Here is a 15,209-nt window from a genome sequence, read left to right on the forward strand (position 1 = left end):
GCCGGATCAGGCCGGGTGGACCACCCCCAGCACGCGCGGCCCGCGCGCGCCGGTGACCGCCGGCAGGCTGCCGGGCAGGCCGGCCAGGGTCTGCCGCGCCAGCCAGGCGAAGGCCATGGCCTCGACGTAGTCCGGGTCCAGCCCGTGCACGGCGGTGGACTCCACCACCACGCCGGGCAGGCGCGCGGCCAGGCGCGCCATCAACAGCGGGTTGCGCACCCCGCCGCCGAAGCGCTGCGCGGTGTACTGCCGCGTCTCCAGCGACGAGCGCTTGGACCAGTCGTTCAACTCCATCGACGCCCAGAAAGAAGCCGGGCACGCTTTCATCAAGAGCCAGAGCCACGAGGGCTGGATCGCCGTGGCCGACGACTACGATGATCCCGGCTACTCCGGCGGCAACATGGACCGGCCCGCCCTGCGCCGCCTGATGGCCGACATCGAGGCCGGCAAGATCGACATCGTGGTGGTCTACAAGATCGACCGCCTGTCGCGCTCGTTGGCTGATTTCGCGCGGATGGTCGATGTGTTCGACCGCCACCGTGTCAGCTTCAGCGCCGTCACGCAGCAGATCAACTCGGCCACCTCGATGGGCAGGTTGATACTCAACGTCCTGCTGTCCTTTGCGCAGTTCGAACGGGAAGTGACCGGCGAGCGCATCCGCGACAAGATCGCCGCCAGCAAGCGCAAGGGCATGTGGATGGGCGGGCCGGTGCCGCTCGGCTACGACGTTCGGGATCGTCTGCTGGTGATCAATGAGGTAGAGGCCAAGCTGGTACGCCGGATCTTCGACGATTTCGTGACCATGCGGTCAGCCACGCTGATGGCCAAGGCCTACGGTGCAGAAGGCGTGGTCACCAAGGGGGGCAAGCCCTTCACCAAGCAGACGATCTACAAGATGCTGAACAACCGGATGTACCTGGGCGAGATCGTCCACAAGGGGCAGAGTTTCCCTGGCCAGCATCAGGCCATCGTGACGCAGGCGCAGTGGGATGCCGTGCACGCACTGATCGCCACCGATGGCATCGAACGGCGGCGCGAGACCAACGACCGCCAGCGTGAGCCAGCGTTGTTGCGTGGCCTGCTGTTTACGCCCGATGGTGAACGGCTGGTGCCCAGCTACACCAGGAAGAAGGGCAAGACCTACCGCTACTACACGCCGATCAGACACCGGCGCTTTGGCGCGTGGGCCAGCAGCCACGGACCGTTGCCAGCGGCACCCATCGAGGAATTGGTGACGCAGCAAATCGTGGCAGCGCTCTCGGCCCCGCACATCGTGCAATCGGTGTGGGATCGGATTCGGACAGCCCGCCCAGACCTGTCGGAGCCTGAGGTCGTGCTTCCGATGCGAAATCTGGCGGGCCTGTGGCAACAGCTGTTCCCCGCCGAACAGTGTCGACTGGCGCAGTTGCTGATCGAGCGCGTGGTGATTGCCGACGGTGGGCTGGAAATCATCTGGCGCGATCAGGGCTGGCAGGAACTGGCCGGGGAACTGCTGCCCGGCACCATCGGCGCGGAACTGCAGGAGATGGAGGAAACCGTATGAAGCCCAAAGTGCAGGCTTTGGGTGGCCCCGTTGCGCGCGAGCACCGGGACGGCGGCCAGGTCAAGCTGTCCACCTTCATCCCGCTGAAGATCAGGAAGCGCGGCGCCAGCAAGGTGGTGCTGCGCCCGGATGGCCAGGTCGAGTCGCCGGGCAAGGTCGCCAGCCAGATCGACCAACCCTTGCTGGTGGCACTGACGCGGGCCTTCTACTGGCAATGTTTGCTCGACGACGGCGTGGTCGCCAGCGGCAGCGAGATCGCCCGACGCGAAGGCCTGCATCATTCGACGGTCAACGAGCTGCTGCGTCTGACGCTGCTGGAGCCCGCCATCATCCAGGCCATCCTGGCAGGCAAGCAGCCGCGCTGCATGAGCCTGCTGTGGTTCCAGCGCAATCCGCTGCCAACCGACTGGGTGGCGCAGCGGGAGGTGCTCGCGAGGTTCGATGCGTGAGGGTGTGACTCAACGAACCCAGCGACGGGCGTCCTTCAAGAGCAGTAGCAACTGCTGCTCGCGCAGCGGCGAGGCGATGAACCCAAATCGGGTGTAGAACCTGGTCGCGTCTTCATCAATCGGATGGGTCAGCATGGCCCGCACACCGGCCTGCTCGGCGATCACCAGCGTGCGGCGGATCGCATCCTGAAGCATCCCGATGCCGATCCCGCGGCCCTGGTGCTCGCGTGACACGGCGAGCCGGGCCAAGATCACCACCGGCACCGGGTACTGTCCCATGCCCTTGCGGATACGCTCCGGCGCTTCCAGCGTGTCGACCTGGCCTACGGTCAGGCTGAAGTAGCCTGCGACGCGGTCGTCACCATCGGCGGCCACGACGAAGGTCTTGGCCGAGCCACTGCCCTGCGCCTGGCGGGCGTGGCGCAGCAGCCAATCGTTCAGCGCAGGCTTGCCGCAGTCGAAGCCTTCCAGCCGATGCTGTGCGGCCAGAGGCGCCGGTGCCCGCAGCGTCACTTGGCGTCCCAAGGGGCCTTGCGGGCGAACAGGTCGGCCAAGCCGTCGTTGGCCTGCTCGGAGCGCTCGAGCAACTCCATCAGGGCCTGGTACTGGCTGCCCGAGACCATGAACAATCGTTGGTCCAGCAAGGTCTGCTCGGCGGCCAGGCAGGCGCTGTCGAGGATGAAGTCGGTCAGCGACTTGTGGGCCACCTCGGCGGCACGGCGCAGCACGGCCTCCTGTTCGGGCGTGGCGCGCAGCCCCAGGCGGGCAGTACGGGCAGCAGGCGAGGATGCGATGGCGGTCATGGCGGCGCCTTTCTTGTTCGATCAATGGACGCCATGTTAGTACAACCGACGCACGCGGTCCAGTTCGCTGGGGCGATCGCCGCCCTGGTTGACGATGAACCGCCGCGCGTAAGTCGTTGATTTTGATGAATCAGGCGCTGCGGCTACCCGCAAGCCAGCCGGAGAACAGAGACGGCTCTGGCCGAGACAATGGCCGATTTTGGGTGTTTTGGCTGGCCCCCACCCGCAGGGCGGATGGCCAGAATCCCGCGTGGCGCGGGGCCGGCGTCAAAAGGAAAGGGCCCGGAGACTTTCCGGGCCCTGGTGAGGGTGGGCTCTACCGAATAGTGCGATCAAATGTCTGATTTGCGCGAAGTTCGGTGCGTTCGGTGTCGGCGGTTACCGTCAAAGTTACCGTTACCGATTGCGCGCTTGCCGCCTTCCCGTGCCGTAGGTTCGCCAGCGCACGGGCCTTCCCCTCCGGCGTCCGTGGTCCGGTGGAACAGCCGCCGTGCCATTTGCAGCGGCGCTTGCCCGGCACGCTCAGGGCTTCGCACGGCTGGCCGTCGCGGCGGCGGCGGGCGCCGCAGGGGACGCGTCCGGACTTGTTCGCGCCCGCGTGCGTAGTGGTGACATTATTCCGGACTGGCTCGAAGTCACTCGCGCACGCACGCCTACGCGATGCGTTGCTTAATTCCGGCCGCTTCGCCGGACTCTTGACGGTTCCGGTCAGGGTCGCCCACTCCGCCACGATGGCGTCAATCACGGCGCTGTTCGTGGCCGCCACGCTGCCCGGCCGGCACGTCGCCCGCTTGGCCTCGATTGCGGCCAGGGCTTCGGCGCTGGGCATGTAGTCGATCCGGGTCATGCGCCGCCGCCGCTGGCGTTGCAGCTCCGCCAGGTGCGCCCGGTCCTTGCTCAGATAGCCGCCTCTCATGGCGCCCGCCAGTCCGCGCAGCGGTGCGGCTTCATCGGCCAATAGGCGCGCCGGGCGCCCAGCGCGCAGCGGCCCAACCCGGCGTCAGGGTTCACGGCATCGGGCAGGTAATGCCGGCAGTCGCCGCACGTCACGGGCGGGCGCGGGATGGCCTTCCCGGCTTTCCTGCGGAAGCACCAGGGGCACGCCTTCACCACGGGCGGACACTCCGGCCACAGCAGGACCGGCCCGCAGCCTTCGCAGGTGCGCCGTGCAGGCTCGCCCCACTCGGGCGGCACCTGTCCTGCGTCCATGCGCTGGCCTCGCTCCGGCAGGTGCAGGTAGGCGCGCAGGGTGTCGTCGGGCAGGTCGGCGCAGGCGGCTACGTCGGCATCGTCCAGGGCGTGCACCCGGTCCGCGGGCAATCCTTCGTCGGCGGCCAGGGTCAGCAGGTGGGCGCGCAGGTCGGCGACCCGTTGCGACACTTGCGACCCTGCGACTCTTGCCCCCATCGTTTCGGGCCTGCCCCCGTTGCGACAGTTGCGACTCTGCGACTTTTCGGACGGATCGGCCGGAAGTGTCGCAAGTGTCGCGGAAGTCGCAAGCCAGGCAGGTTCGCTGTCTGCGCGCAAGGCTTCCAGTAGCCGGCCCATGTCAGCGGCCCTCGCTCGCCGGCACGATGCGCCAGGCGTGGCGACGGTGGGCGCCGTCCAGGTGCATCCCGCCTTCGACCGGCTCCGCCCAGCCTGCCCGCACAAGCTCGCCGATGGCGCGCTCAAACGTGTCCCGTTCGCGGATGCGGCTTGGTCCCAACCGCAGGGCTTCGCGGGAGTGCAGGTAGCTCCGACCGGTCGCGTGCGCCCATTGCAGCAGGGCTTCGGCGTCGCGGACTTCGGGCGATAGCGCAGCCGTTCCGGCCAGGCGCACGGCTTCGTTCAGATGCCACAGCGCCAGTTCCGCCGCCCGCTCCACGGTGCCAACCTCGATGACCTGCGCGTCCGGGGCCTCGACCAGCGTCAACACGCCAGCGATGCGCAAGGCTTGCTCCGCCGTCTTGCTCGCCCAGGGCTTCACCTGCGCGAAGCGTCCGCCCGGCCCGCATTGCCCTTCCACGGTGTCATGCACGGTGCGCCAGTAGGCGAACGCATCGGCGCTCAGCCGCAGCGCGCGCGGTGCCAGTTCCTGCCGCTCCCCTTCGGCCAGCGGCAACGCCAGCCGGTGCAGGTACAGCAGCCGCGCCCGTAGCCGTTGCATGGCCGGATCGTCGCGCAGGCTTACGGCCTGATACGGGCGCGTCCCGGCGGTGCCCTCGGGCCAGGCCAGCAGACAGCGCGCCAGGAAGCCTTGCCCGGCGAGCACGTCATCCGACAGCGCGCGCTCGGCGATGACCGGCTGCGCCAGCAGGTGCAACGCGAAGCGGCGGCCGTACAGCTTCGCCGCGCCGTCGCCGCTGCGCACGCGGTCAAGCTCACCCCGGTCCCATAGCTTGCACAAGGTGCCGGCGGTGCGCATGACGGTTTCCTTCGCCATGCCGTGGCCGCCAAACACCAGCGCCGCTTCGTCCGTGAACGCGCCGATGGTGGGCCTGCCCGCGCTCAGCAGCTTGAACAACCCTTCGGCGGTGAAGTCGGCAGCGGTGACGCGCGGCAGCAGCGGTGCAGGCGGCCCAGCCCCCAACGCTTGCAGCTTCGCGGCCAGCCCGTCGCCCTTGCGTTGCTTGGCCTCGCCGCGCACTGCGTCGCGCCTAGCTTCCCATTCGGCCAGGTCGGCCGCGTGCCGGTCGCAATCCTCGCCGTAGGCTTTCGACAATTCCCGTTCGTACTCGCGCGCGGCCTGCATCGCCTCGCCGTCAACGGCGCTCTTGCGCTCCCCGGATTCGGCCACGCTCAGCAGCCATAGCGACAGCGGGATGACCCGGCCGTCCAGGTGCACGTCCGCCTGCGCCTGCGTGGCGAGTGAGGCCGCCGCCAGCAATGCGCCGCCGATGATCGCGTCCGGCGCCTGTATCACGCGCCTGATTGCCTCGGCGGCTGGGGCCAGGACTTCGCCCAGCTCGGCCAGTGGGTACGGTTCCGGCGGCGGTGTGGGGCGGCGTAGCGGCTCCGGCGCGCAAGCCGCAGGCGTGGCGCTTTCCAGGCTCTTGATGATGGCGTTCATGCGGCCACCCCGCGCGCGGCGTCGTTGAAGTCGTTGAATCCCTCCGGCGGGATCGCCACGTAGCCCTGCACCTCGACGGCGGCGGCGCGCGCCTTGGTCAACCCCGGATTGCCCGGCGTGCCGGTGTCGTTGTCGGCGCATAGCGTGATGCGGGCGTGCGGATACTTGGCGCGGAGCGCGCGCGCGACCGGCGCCAGGTTGCCGCAGTCGAACGCCACCGCGACGGGAAGCCCGGACGCTTCGTGCAGGCTGGCCGCCGTGGCGTAGCCCTCGGCGATCAGCAGTACGTCGCAGACTGGCCCGCCGATGGCGTGATAGGTGCCGGCCTTGCGGGCGCCGGTGCGAAACCGCTTCGTGCCGTCCCCAGCGATGCTTTGCAGGTTCCACAACGTGCCGTCGGCATCGCGCATCGGCACCAGCAGCACGTTGCCGGATTGCCGGATGCCATGCGCCCGCACGCCCTTGCGGCGCAGGTAGGGATGCTCCGCGTCAGCCGGGCCGGCGGCGCACCAGTGCGCTTGTGCGGCCATTGCGGCGTCTTGCCAGTGTTGCCGTTGCTCCGCCGCGCGCCGGCGCTTGGCGGCCGCTACAGCGGCGTCCAGCCGCATCCGCTCCGACGTGGACAGGGACGCGCTGCCAGCGTGCCAGGTCTGCCGCCAGCCGCCTTTCCAGCTCCCGAAGGCGCCGGCAGGCACCCCGTCCAGGTGCAACAGATACCAGCCGTTGCGGCTGCCGCGCCGGTCGCCTTCGACGTGGACACGGTGCACGGCGCCATCGCCGACGGCCGGGCCATCAATCGCCAGGCCGTAGCGCCGGGCGGCATCGGTGAAGTCAGCAGCGGCGTTCATCGCCCCACCCCCACCACCAGGTCACGCACGGCCTCGACGAAACCTAAGCCCGTGATCCGCAGGTGGAAGCCGATCAAATCACCGCCGCCGCATTCGGTGCAGCGCCAGCCGCCGCGCGCGTGCGACAGGTGCACGCTCAGGGATGCGTTGCGGTCATCGTGGAACGGGCATTGCCCCTGCGCCCAGCCGGCGGCGTTCGGCTTGCCCAGCTTGGCGACGCGCGCGCCGTAGTAGGCCGCAGGGTCCGGCAGGCGATCCCGCCAGTTCCGCGGCAGCGACGGCGATTGCCACCCTCGCTTCGCGGGAGTAGCCTCGGGGTTGCCATAGAGCGCCTGCATGCTTTTGGCTAGCCCCGCGAGCCCGCCAACTCGCGGGGTTTTCTTTGGGCGGCTCATGCGGCAGCTCCCGGCGCCGACTGCTTGATCAGCGCTCGGATGTCCTCCACACGCCAGGCGGTGACGCCAGGGCTCAGCTTGACGGGCTTCGGAAAGCGCCCGTCCAGAGTGCCTGCCCACCAGGTGGACTTGCTGACAGGAATCAGCGCGGGGATTCCCGCCTCTCGGTCGCCGATGATGTCGCGGAGCCGGAGATAACCCGTTTCCGGAAGGGATAGCGCCACATCAGACTCCATGCCCCTCATTGGGGCGTCATGGGACATGGAGCCTCACAGTAGAGAGCCCGAAATGAGCTTCAACGGAAAATTAGCCGATCAGCTAATTCATCAGAAGATCGTGCGCCCGTCCTGGACAACTACCAATCCGATTTCGCAGCCGATAGCCGCGGCGTAGCGCTGCAGCGTTTCAAACGTAGGGTGCTTGCGCTGGTTCTCTAGTCGAGAGACCACGGAAGGCGCCACGCCCATCCTTTCGGCCACCGTCTTTGTCGAAAGCCTTTGCCGTCTCTTGACTTGCCCCAGCGCACGTAAGACCTCCTGCTCGCTCGGAAGGGCGTAACCGGACACCGCTAGCGGTGGTTTGGTACAACGCGTCGCCACGCTCACTTCACTAGGCTCCTTGGCAAGTGGTGATCCCGCGCCTGCCCTCGCTCATCCCGAGGGCAGGACGTACGTAGGGCGCCCTCTATCGTTCGGCGGGCAACTTCACGCCATACCATGACGCCACGAAAGCCGCGAAATCGGGCGAGTACCGCGACGCGCGACGGATGATCGCAAGCGTTTCCGCCCGCGCCCGTCGCGGCTTCGTCATTTTCCGCACGGCTTTACTGCAATCTCGGCACAGCGTCCACTTGAAGCATCCGGCCACGGTGTCGCGTTCCGTAGTTTGGTAGCCGGCCGAATAGCTAACTTCACAATCGCAGCGGTCGCATTTGTCAGGGTAACGGCAGAAATGATCGCGTAGTGCCATCGGTGCGGTTGCCATATCGTCTTCCTCTCGGTTGTTGTCAGCTTGCCTTGCGGATGGGAACCACGTTTGCGCCCGTGCGCAGGCTGTCCAGATAGTCGGCCCACGCCTGCATCATCTTGCGGCGTTCGGTCAAGTGCGCGGTGCGGTTGTACGCGCGGCCGTTCGGATCGCGTACCGCGTGGGCTAACTGGTGCTCGATGTAGTCGGGGCGAAAGCCCAGCCCCTCATCCAGCACCGTGCGCGCCATTGCGCGGAAGCCGTGCGCGGTCATGGTGTCTTTGTCGAAACCCATGCGGCGCAGGGCGGCATTGATCGCGTTGTCGCTCATGGGCCGCTTCGGGTCGCGCGCGCCAGGAAAGACGTAGCGCCCGCGCCCCGTGAGCGGTTGCAGTTCCCGCAAGATCGCCACGGCCTGCGCCGACAGCGGCACCAGGTGCGGTTCGCGCATCTTCATGCGGTGGGCTGGGATGTTCCACTGCGCGGCGTCCAGGTCAAATTCTGACCATTCGGCCTGCCGCAGTTCGCCCGGACGGCAAAACACCAGCGGCGCCATCCGCAAGGCGCAACGCACGGCAAAGGTGCCGGTGTAGGCGTCCAGCGCGCGCAGCAGGCCGCCGATGGCCTTGGCATCGGTGATGGCGGCATGGTGGCGCTTGGGTGCCGGGGACAGGGCGCCGCGCAGGTCGGCGACCGGATCGCGTGTAGCGCGCCCCGTGGCGATTGCGTAGCGCATGACCTGCCCGCAGTTTTGCAGGATGCGGTGGGCTGATTCGATGGCGCCACGTTCCTCCACGCGCCGTGCGACGGCTAGGAAGTCAGGGGCGGTGAGGGCGGAGACGGGCTTGCCACCGATCCACGGGAACACGTCATTCTCCAGCCACGCCGTGACCTTGACGGTATAGCTCGGCACCCAGTCGCGCTTGCCCAGCCATTCGCGGGCGACGACTTCGAAACTGTTTGCGGCACGCTCTGCGCCCGCCGCTTTTTCCGCCTTGCGGTGTTCCCCAGGATCGGCGCCAGCGGTTAGCAGCTTGCGTGCAGCGTCGCGCCGGTTGCGCGCCTCCGCCAGCGTCACGTCGGGATACGTGCCCAGGCTCAGCGTGTTGCGCTTGCCGGTGACGGGACGGCGATAGTCCCAGCGCCACCAGCGCGCACCATCGGGGCGCAGCAGCAGGTACAGCCCGCCACCATCGGACAGCTTGAGCGGTGCGGTGCCGGGCTTGGCCTTGCGGATGGCGGTATCGGACAGCGGCATGACGGTAACCTCCTGACGGTAACTGTCCGGGCAAGGAGCCCGGCTACCGTCATAGTTACCGTCTGCTACCGTCGGATTGCAATAGCCCACTTCGGACGCCATCGGGCAAGAAAAAGGCCGAAACCCTTGATTTTGCGAAGGATTCCGGCCTGTTTTGGACTTGCTTGGACTGGTAGGTGGTGGTGCAGACAACCACCGATTTCGAACTCATTTCCCAAACCCCTGCGCAATCCATCGGACCAGACCGGAAAGTTTAGGGCGTATGTCCGTTTCCCGCCGAACCTGCGGGAGCGCGCTGTAGCCTCGCTGCACACGGACTCACTGAATGAAGCGGTTGAGGTTGGACATGACCTGTACGAGGAGCTCAGACCTCCCGGCTTGGCGCATGCCTGCAACCGCTTGTGCATGGCTGATCGCCACCAGTCGCACCGGTCGGCCGGTCTGCTCGGCGATCGCGGCCAGTACCTCGACGTTGGCAATCGCCTGCGGGCCGTTGGGGGATTATGACTTGGCCGGCACAAAGGGGTGTTGTCTGTGGACTCATGGGCTAAAATGCGACAAGATGTCCTAACTCACTCAGACGTATAGTCTCATGGAGTGGCCCTTGCTCACCACGGTTCAACAACTCATCGCTGCGGCGCTCTCGCTGCCAGCCGACAGCGGCCACGTTATTTCCCGCTACGCACAAGAGTCAGACAACGATGTCTATGTCGTTCACAACGACCGAGGGACCAAGTACATAGTCTGCGGAGTTGCCAAGGGGGCTGCGCCGGATGCCGACGCGCATCTTCGAAAGTGTCTCCTTTCCGTGCCCACTGCCAGCATAGGGATTCAGCTAGACGCCACAGGGCAAGTCACAAAGATCATCCGGCGCAGTTTCCGCACGGGCGACTTCGACTACGTCGCATCGTTCGAGAAACCAAACATTCTGGCATCCGCTTATCGCCTTGAGCCTAAATCTCTCAAACCCCTTACAAGCAATCTTGAAAACGTACTGTTTGAAGTGCACAGCGCGTTCCGAGACATCGATGGACTTCACGCACCCGATGCACTGGACGAAATTTGCAAGTTAATCTACGCCAAGCTTTTCGATGAGGAGCAAAGCGTTAAGACGGGCGAACTCTTATTCCAACGTTCACGCTACAGATCGGTCGAAGAATGCGCGGCCGAAATCCGTCAGCTCTATCTGCGAGCGATCGATGAAGACAGAGCAATTTTCTCCAATAAGATACCGACATATGAACGTTCCCGTGGCGTCTTTCGTGAGCCATTGCTTCTATCAAGTCCAGCCATCGTTCGAGCAGTTGAGCTCCTACAACACCACGACCTGACCGCATCACCCGTAGATATCAAGGGCCGCGCATTCCAAAACGTCCTAGCTCCAGCTATCCGCGCAGGAATGGGGCAGTACTTCACACCAAAAGAAGTCATCGACTTCATCGTGAGGGTAATGCAGCCAAACGTTCGCGAGCTAATCATTGATCCATTCTGCGGCTCCGGCCACTTCTTGACCTCTGCTATCGATTACGTGCGACGAATGCACGCCAAGGCCGACAAGCTGTTCCACGAGTTTGCCTTCACGCGGCTGCACGGCATCGAGAAGAGCGATCGTATGGTCAGAATCGCCATGACCGACATGCGGCTACATGGCGACGGGCATAGCAACATCCGGTGCAGCGATTCGCTCTTGCCGTTCTCCAATTACCCAGACCTTTATCGCGAAACGTTCGACCTCGTGATGACCAATCCGCCATTTGGCATAGATCTACCGCGTGACAGCCTTACACAACTTGGACCATTTGAGCTTGCAACAGTATGCGGATCAACAGTCTCGCTAGAAATCGTGGCTCTGGAACGTTGCCTCCAGCTACTTCGCCACGGAGGGCGCCTCGCCATCGTCCTTCCCGATAGTGTATTGAGCAATCGAAACACCGCGAAAGTTCGCAGTTGGATTGAACGACATGCACGTGTTCGCGCAATCATTAGCCTCCCTATCGAGACGTTTTCCCCCTTCGGGGCAAACATCAAGACCAGCGTTCTGATTCTCAGAAAGCACGAGGTTAGTGAAACGTATACACGTAACTACAACATCTTTTTGGCCGATGTTGATTCCATTGGCTATGACGCCAGCGGCCGCACGTGCGGCGAAAGCAACCTCAATGCGGTTGCGGATCGCTTCAAGGCATTCATTGATAAGGAGGGTTGGTGATGTGGACGATGGTAGTCGAAAGTGCAAAACTGTTTCGGGCTGATCGGTGGACGGTTTCTTATTTCACTGAGACGAAGTTCGCCGGGAAATCTGCTTACCGGATGCGTCCCTTGAAAGAGTTGGCCGACGAGCGCCGCTCCACAGTCGACCCCCGGCAGTACGGGAGCGAGCCCATTGTCTACGTGGGCCTCGAAAACGTCCGATCGACGACCGGAGAGTTGGTGGAATTCTCTCCACGACCTGCGTCGTCGATAAAGTCTCGGTCGAAGACGTTTCGGGTCGGCGACGTTCTCTATGGACGTCTGCGCCCTGAGTTAAACAAAGTCTATCTGGCACACCCCCCGGTGTCCGAAGGCATGTGTTCCGGCGAGTTCATCGTACTTTCTCCACGCAAAGACGTTGTTCTCTCACGCTATTTGCGACACATCCTCGCTTCGTCATTCGTCACACAGTTTGCAAGCAAGTTCACCGTAGGCGCATCTCTGCCGCGCATGTCAACGCGGGATCTACTCGACATCGAAGTTCCCGTTCCACCTCTCGATGTGCAAGCAAAACTGGTTGAACAGCTTGCCCAGATCGATCAAGAGATCATCGCCTTGCGTTCGCGCTTGGATACGCTTCCTGCACAACAGGCTAAAGGACTCTTGGCTGCGCTCTCGTCAGGAACACCGGTCATCGAAATTGAGGTGGCGACCTAACTATAGAATAATCTCCGCAGGTGATCTTGGTAGTCGGGCACATGCTCCCGCAACAGTTTATTAGCTTCGGCGGCGGTCACATTGTTAGCTTTGATCCCAAGGGATTTCAACACAGATTGCCATTCAGCTTTCTTAAAGTGGTTGATCTCCTCGGACGGAAAGTGCGTGTGAATGAAGGATATATAGGCATGAACCACATCATCGGCCTTCCGCAGTCTCCGAAAGACCGAACGCGCAGCATCATTGTCGGTCTTCAGCATCCGCACGAGGCCGCCAAAATTGGCAGCATACTCGACGTTTGCTGGCTTGCATGACTGCGGACCTGATCGGCGCTCGCGCTTCCTTGCTGCGTTTAGTGGCTCTCCATCGTGTGTACATGCTTCTGGCGCACACCCATCAGGGCATTCTCTTCTATCAACGAACAACCCTCCTCGCGCGAGGTGAAGCTGATCTCGCGCCCTGATAATCGGCAGCGAAGGGCCAAGGAAGTAATCGTGAATTCTTGGCCATGAATAATTATTTCCCAGCTCGGTCCATGACCAGATGAGCACAAGAAGCTGATCATGCTCTGCCGTTTCCTTGGCAAGGTTTGTGAAGTGTCCTTTGGCTTCGTCTACGCCAATATTCATGGACTTGGCTTCGATACGAAACAACTCGCCACGTCGACTCCGAGGCTCCCATTCGGCCCCTCTTTGCAGGCAGGCAAAATCGGAGGGCTCGTGATCTTGCATCCACGCAAGTTCACATTCCCGTGCCAATCCACCCTCATTCATGAGGGTTTTGTTCATGTAATAGACCCACAGGGCTTCGAGCAGGCTACCCATGCCACTGCCTAGGCGTCCCCCTCGTGTCTTGAACGTCTGCGATGTGAAATCGTTGATCTCTTCGATCACTTTCGGCGCATCGTTATGCAGTATCGTCACTGCATCTGCACTCTTAATCTGTCGCATCACTTGAAGAACCTTCCTGCTACGCTATTTGATGCCATGGCTAATTTGTGGTTATTTATGAGACTGACGTTCCAATCGCCTGTTTAGCGGCGGAGAGCTCGCCAATGGCTATTTCGCCGGAGCGGGCAAATGGTGAGGCGCTAGGAAATCCTTTAATCACCCCACATCGAACGGGATGGCGGTTAAAGCTAAGGCGCCCAGTAAGCGCACAGAACCGAGTGTTTTGTCATGTTCACGAGCTTCCCCGAAAACTCGTGATCCACTTTTACTCTCCGAACGCTCAGGATTCTGATTGTAGCGTCAGGGAGCTTCTGGAGCTAGCAGGCAGTAAGGGATCTGAGGCAGATGACAGCCAGAACGAAGTCACCCCAAGTCTCCAGCTTTCAGCAGTTCGATTTCCGCCTCGCGGCGTGTTACCAACCCCGACAGCACCCCACCTCCGCCGTATACCCACCTTCTTAGCTCACGCGCAGAAGCATCCCAGTCCCGCTGATTGACCCGCCGCCGCAGCGTCGATGTCTGCAGCCGCCCCGCGCCAAGGTTGAAGGTGAAGTCCACGATGGCCGCGAGTCGGTTCTCGGGCTCCGTAGCCAGCACCGGGCAGTAGCGAAGCGTGGCGGCGAGCGCCACCTTCAGGTCCTGGGCGAGGTAGGCCTCGGCCTCGCCTTTCGTGATCGGCGGGTGCTTCGGATCGCACAGATGCCCGTAGCCGATGGTCCAGTAGCCGGCCGGGCAGATGTAAGGATGCGCGCGGCCGGGATCGTTCTTTGGCACGCGGTGGAAGCCCTCGAAGCGCTTGGCCAGCTCGATGGCCGCCTGCGGGACGGCGATCACCCCCGACGTCATGCTCTCACCCGTTCGAACACCCGGCCCAAGAACCAGAAGTTCAGGACGCCCGCCCACAGGGCCTGGTCGGCCTCGGTCCAGGCCGCCTGGATGGCCAGAATCCAATCCGCACCGGCCTCGAGGGCGCCCACGTACGCCGCGGTCTTGGCCGCGCAGTAGAGCGCCATGAACCAGTAGGTGATGATGGGCCGCACGCTCGCCGACAGCGCATCGGCCCAGCGGGCGCCCGATCGCTGCCCCTGGGCGGCGACCGCCTCGCGCAGGGTCTCGAGGGCGCCCACGTTCCATGCGGCATCGGCCCCGGCACCGATCTCGGCCATGCGCTGGGCGCCGCGCAGCTTCTCGAACTCCAGCGCCTTGTCCTGCATTGCCAGCTCGTGGGCGCGCTCGCCCTTGCGGTCCAGCCACTTCAGCACTTCGGGCGCCAGACGGAAGGCTCCTCCCAGGAGGCCGCCGAGCAAGGTCTCGATCATTGGCCACCTCCCATGAGCTTCAACTTGATGGCAGCGCCGACTAACAGCGCGGCCAGGATGCCGGTGGTGATGACCTTGACGGCGGTTCGCCATGCGGTGCGGCGGGCATCGCGCCAGGCTTCCAGCAGATCGCGCAGCTCGCGGATGTCCTTGGCGGCACTGCCGTTTTCCAGGCCGAGATGGGACAGGACACGCTCGGCCCCACGTTCGGCGGCGCGGTCGAGCAGTTCGTCGAAATCCTCACGGCGCAGAAGCAGCATGTTCTCGACGAGCGCGGGAGGTTGTGCGGGTTCGGTCATGGCAGGTCTCCAGAAATGCGAAACCCGCCACGCGGGCGGGTCCAGGGGTGACGGATCGGTGTGAGGGTCAGATGGCGATGCCAGCGCTCCAGCCGGTGGGCTGGAAGACGGCGAGCTTGGCCTCGTCCTCGATGTAGGCCAGCCAGCCGACTTTCGGGTCGTGAAACTCCCATGTTCCAGCAATGCGCACGGCGATCTGGCTGGTCTTGCCGGCCCAGGCGCCGGTGGCGCCGGCTGGCACGATGTAGCGATCGCCCTCGGCGGGGCTCGCCGGCGGGGTGGTCAGGTCGCGGTCCTTCACGGACAGGCCGACGATGGCGCCCAGGCGCTTGAGGTTGGCGTTCATCTCGGTGTGCCAGCCGGACTCACCCAGCGTCCAGCCGTAGGCAAGGCCCAGGTTCGGATCGGTCAATGGCATGG

Annotated in this window: 19 protein-coding genes and 1 pseudogene; 4 read left to right on the plus strand and 16 right to left on the minus strand. The window is 64.1% G+C overall.

What is annotated here, in order from left to right; translation table 11 throughout:
- Window positions 1-6: 6 nt before the first annotated feature.
- Window positions 7-294 (minus strand): annotated as a pseudogene (locus FPV26_RS11300) (anhydro-N-acetylmuramic acid kinase); the annotation flags it as partial.
- On the opposite strand from FPV26_RS11300, the gene FPV26_RS11305 reads away from it, so the two are divergent.
- Window positions 272-1,543 (plus strand): recombinase family protein, encoded by a 1,272-nt coding sequence (locus FPV26_RS11305; RefSeq protein ID WP_246109279.1) that lies wholly within the window; start codon window positions 272-274, stop codon window positions 1,541-1,543. The pseudogene FPV26_RS11300 and the gene FPV26_RS11305 sit on opposite strands and share 23 nt — an antisense overlap.
- The gene (locus tag FPV26_RS11310; protein WP_147653990.1) at window positions 1,540-1,992 is read left to right on the plus strand and encodes a hypothetical protein; all 453 of its coding nucleotides are present in this window, start codon (window positions 1,540-1,542) and stop codon (window positions 1,990-1,992) included. Before FPV26_RS11305 ends, FPV26_RS11310 begins: the two co-directional genes overlap by 4 nt.
- Window positions 1,993-2,001: 9 nt before the next feature.
- On the opposite strand, the gene FPV26_RS11315 is transcribed toward FPV26_RS11310, so the two are convergent.
- The 10 genes from FPV26_RS11315 to FPV26_RS11360 all read right to left on the minus strand — a co-directional run bounded on the left by FPV26_RS11315 (window position 2,002) and on the right by FPV26_RS11360 (window position 9,314).
- Window positions 2,002-2,517: a GNAT family N-acetyltransferase gene (locus FPV26_RS11315; protein WP_245558375.1), complete on the minus strand. Its 516-nt coding sequence runs from the start codon at window positions 2,515-2,517 to the stop codon at window positions 2,002-2,004.
- Window positions 2,502-2,795: a type II toxin-antitoxin system TacA family antitoxin gene (locus FPV26_RS11320; protein ID WP_019562034.1), complete on the minus strand. Its 294-nt coding sequence runs from the start codon at window positions 2,793-2,795 to the stop codon at window positions 2,502-2,504. Before FPV26_RS11320 ends, FPV26_RS11315 begins: the two co-directional genes overlap by 16 nt.
- A 316-nt stretch (window positions 2,796-3,111) precedes the next feature.
- Window positions 3,112-3,753, minus strand: coding sequence for an HGGxSTG domain-containing protein (locus FPV26_RS11325; RefSeq protein ID WP_181952645.1), 642 nt, complete (start codon window positions 3,751-3,753; stop codon window positions 3,112-3,114).
- The gene (locus FPV26_RS11330) at window positions 3,708-4,175 is read right to left on the minus strand and encodes a hypothetical protein (RefSeq protein ID WP_147653992.1); all 468 of its coding nucleotides are present in this window, start codon (window positions 4,173-4,175) and stop codon (window positions 3,708-3,710) included. Before FPV26_RS11330 ends, FPV26_RS11325 begins: the two co-directional genes overlap by 46 nt.
- A gap of 169 nt (window positions 4,176-4,344) precedes the next feature.
- Window positions 4,345-5,847: a YfjI family protein gene (locus FPV26_RS11335; protein WP_147653993.1), complete on the minus strand. Its 1,503-nt coding sequence runs from the start codon at window positions 5,845-5,847 to the stop codon at window positions 4,345-4,347.
- Window positions 5,844-6,695: a toprim domain-containing protein gene (locus FPV26_RS11340; protein WP_147653994.1), complete on the minus strand. Its 852-nt coding sequence runs from the start codon at window positions 6,693-6,695 to the stop codon at window positions 5,844-5,846. Before FPV26_RS11340 ends, FPV26_RS11335 begins: the two co-directional genes overlap by 4 nt.
- Window positions 6,692-7,090, minus strand: coding sequence for a CHC2 zinc finger domain-containing protein (locus FPV26_RS11345; protein ID WP_147653995.1), 399 nt, complete (start codon window positions 7,088-7,090; stop codon window positions 6,692-6,694). Before FPV26_RS11345 ends, FPV26_RS11340 begins: the two co-directional genes overlap by 4 nt.
- Window positions 7,087-7,326 carry a helix-turn-helix transcriptional regulator gene (locus tag FPV26_RS11350; protein ID WP_147654024.1) on the minus strand — a complete coding sequence of 80 codons (240 nt, stop codon included), beginning with the start codon at window positions 7,324-7,326 and terminating at the stop codon, window positions 7,087-7,089. The genes FPV26_RS11345 and FPV26_RS11350 overlap by 4 nt, the downstream gene beginning before the upstream one ends.
- Window positions 7,327-7,416: 90 nt before the next feature.
- A complete protein-coding gene (locus FPV26_RS13020; protein ID WP_147653996.1) occupies window positions 7,417-7,695 on the minus strand; it encodes a helix-turn-helix domain-containing protein in 279 nt (92 codons plus the stop codon).
- Window positions 7,696-8,096: 401 nt separating this feature from the next.
- Entirely contained in the window at window positions 8,097-9,314 is a 1,218-nt protein-coding gene (locus FPV26_RS11360; protein ID WP_147653997.1) for a tyrosine-type recombinase/integrase, read from the minus strand.
- Between the two features lie 604 nt (window positions 9,315-9,918).
- Between FPV26_RS11360 and FPV26_RS11365 the strand changes: the two genes are divergently transcribed.
- Together FPV26_RS11365 and FPV26_RS11370 are read left to right on the plus strand one after the other, a co-directional pair.
- Complete coding sequence (locus FPV26_RS11365; RefSeq protein WP_181952646.1) at window positions 9,919-11,523, plus strand: HsdM family class I SAM-dependent methyltransferase; 1,605 nt, start codon at window positions 9,919-9,921, stop codon at window positions 11,521-11,523.
- Window positions 11,523-12,221 carry a restriction endonuclease subunit S gene (locus tag FPV26_RS11370; RefSeq protein WP_147653999.1) on the plus strand — a complete coding sequence of 233 codons (699 nt, stop codon included), beginning with the start codon at window positions 11,523-11,525 and terminating at the stop codon, window positions 12,219-12,221. Before FPV26_RS11365 ends, FPV26_RS11370 begins: the two co-directional genes overlap by 1 nt.
- Here FPV26_RS11370 and FPV26_RS11375 read toward each other — a convergent pair.
- From FPV26_RS11375 to FPV26_RS11395, 5 genes are all read right to left on the minus strand, one after another.
- Window positions 12,218-13,171: a hypothetical protein gene (locus tag FPV26_RS11375; RefSeq protein WP_147654000.1), complete on the minus strand. Its 954-nt coding sequence runs from the start codon at window positions 13,169-13,171 to the stop codon at window positions 12,218-12,220. The genes FPV26_RS11370 and FPV26_RS11375 overlap by 4 nt on opposite strands.
- A 363-nt stretch (window positions 13,172-13,534) precedes the next feature.
- A complete protein-coding gene (locus FPV26_RS11380) occupies window positions 13,535-14,017 on the minus strand; it encodes a lysozyme (protein WP_220429090.1) in 483 nt (160 codons plus the stop codon).
- Entirely contained in the window at window positions 14,014-14,490 is a 477-nt protein-coding gene (locus FPV26_RS11385) for a hypothetical protein (protein ID WP_147654001.1), read from the minus strand. Before FPV26_RS11385 ends, FPV26_RS11380 begins: the two co-directional genes overlap by 4 nt.
- Window positions 14,487-14,789, minus strand: a complete 303-nt coding sequence (locus FPV26_RS11390) for a DUF6127 family protein (protein ID WP_147654002.1) — start codon at window positions 14,787-14,789, stop codon at window positions 14,487-14,489. The genes FPV26_RS11385 and FPV26_RS11390 overlap by 4 nt, the downstream gene beginning before the upstream one ends.
- Before the next feature lie 67 nt (window positions 14,790-14,856).
- On the minus strand, window positions 14,857-15,207 hold the full coding sequence (locus FPV26_RS11395; protein WP_147654003.1) for a DUF2793 domain-containing protein: 351 nt from the start codon (window positions 15,205-15,207) through the stop codon (window positions 14,857-14,859).
- Window positions 15,208-15,209 lie beyond the last annotated feature (2 nt).

The sequence above is a fragment of the Vulcaniibacterium gelatinicum genome, from assembly GCF_008033445.1.
Classification (GTDB): Bacteria; Pseudomonadota; Gammaproteobacteria; order Xanthomonadales; family Xanthomonadaceae; genus Vulcaniibacterium_B; species Vulcaniibacterium_B gelatinicum.

Bases quoted from the DNA above. Each gene is read 5' to 3' on its own strand.
- FPV26_RS11360 (WP_147653997.1), bottom strand. From the start codon at position 9,314: ATGCCGCTGTCCGATACCGCCATCCGCAAGGCCAAGCCCGGCACCGCA.
- FPV26_RS11370 (WP_147653999.1), top strand. From the start codon at position 11,523: ATGTGGACGATGGTAGTCGAAAGTGCAAAACTGTTTCGGGCTGATCGG.
- FPV26_RS11350 (WP_147654024.1), bottom strand. From the start codon at position 7,326: ATGGAGTCTGATGTGGCGCTATCCCTTCCGGAAACGGGTTATCTCCGG.
- FPV26_RS11385 (WP_147654001.1), bottom strand. From the start codon at position 14,490: ATGATCGAGACCTTGCTCGGCGGCCTCCTGGGAGGAGCCTTCCGTCTG.
- FPV26_RS11395 (WP_147654003.1), bottom strand. From the start codon at position 15,207: ATGCCATTGACCGATCCGAACCTGGGCCTTGCCTACGGCTGGACGCTG.
- FPV26_RS11320 (WP_019562034.1), bottom strand. From the start codon at position 2,795: ATGACCGCCATCGCATCCTCGCCTGCTGCCCGTACTGCCCGCCTGGGG.
- FPV26_RS11340 (WP_147653994.1), bottom strand. From the start codon at position 6,695: ATGAACGCCGCTGCTGACTTCACCGATGCCGCCCGGCGCTACGGCCTG.
- FPV26_RS11375 (WP_147654000.1), bottom strand. From the start codon at position 13,171: ATGCGACAGATTAAGAGTGCAGATGCAGTGACGATACTGCATAACGAT.
- FPV26_RS11335 (WP_147653993.1), bottom strand. From the start codon at position 5,847: ATGAACGCCATCATCAAGAGCCTGGAAAGCGCCACGCCTGCGGCTTGC.
- FPV26_RS11390 (WP_147654002.1), bottom strand. From the start codon at position 14,789: ATGACCGAACCCGCACAACCTCCCGCGCTCGTCGAGAACATGCTGCTT.
- FPV26_RS11380 (WP_220429090.1), bottom strand. From the start codon at position 14,017: ATGACGTCGGGGGTGATCGCCGTCCCGCAGGCGGCCATCGAGCTGGCC.
- FPV26_RS11310 (WP_147653990.1), top strand. From the start codon at position 1,540: ATGAAGCCCAAAGTGCAGGCTTTGGGTGGCCCCGTTGCGCGCGAGCAC.
- FPV26_RS11345 (WP_147653995.1), bottom strand. From the start codon at position 7,090: ATGAGCCGCCCAAAGAAAACCCCGCGAGTTGGCGGGCTCGCGGGGCTA.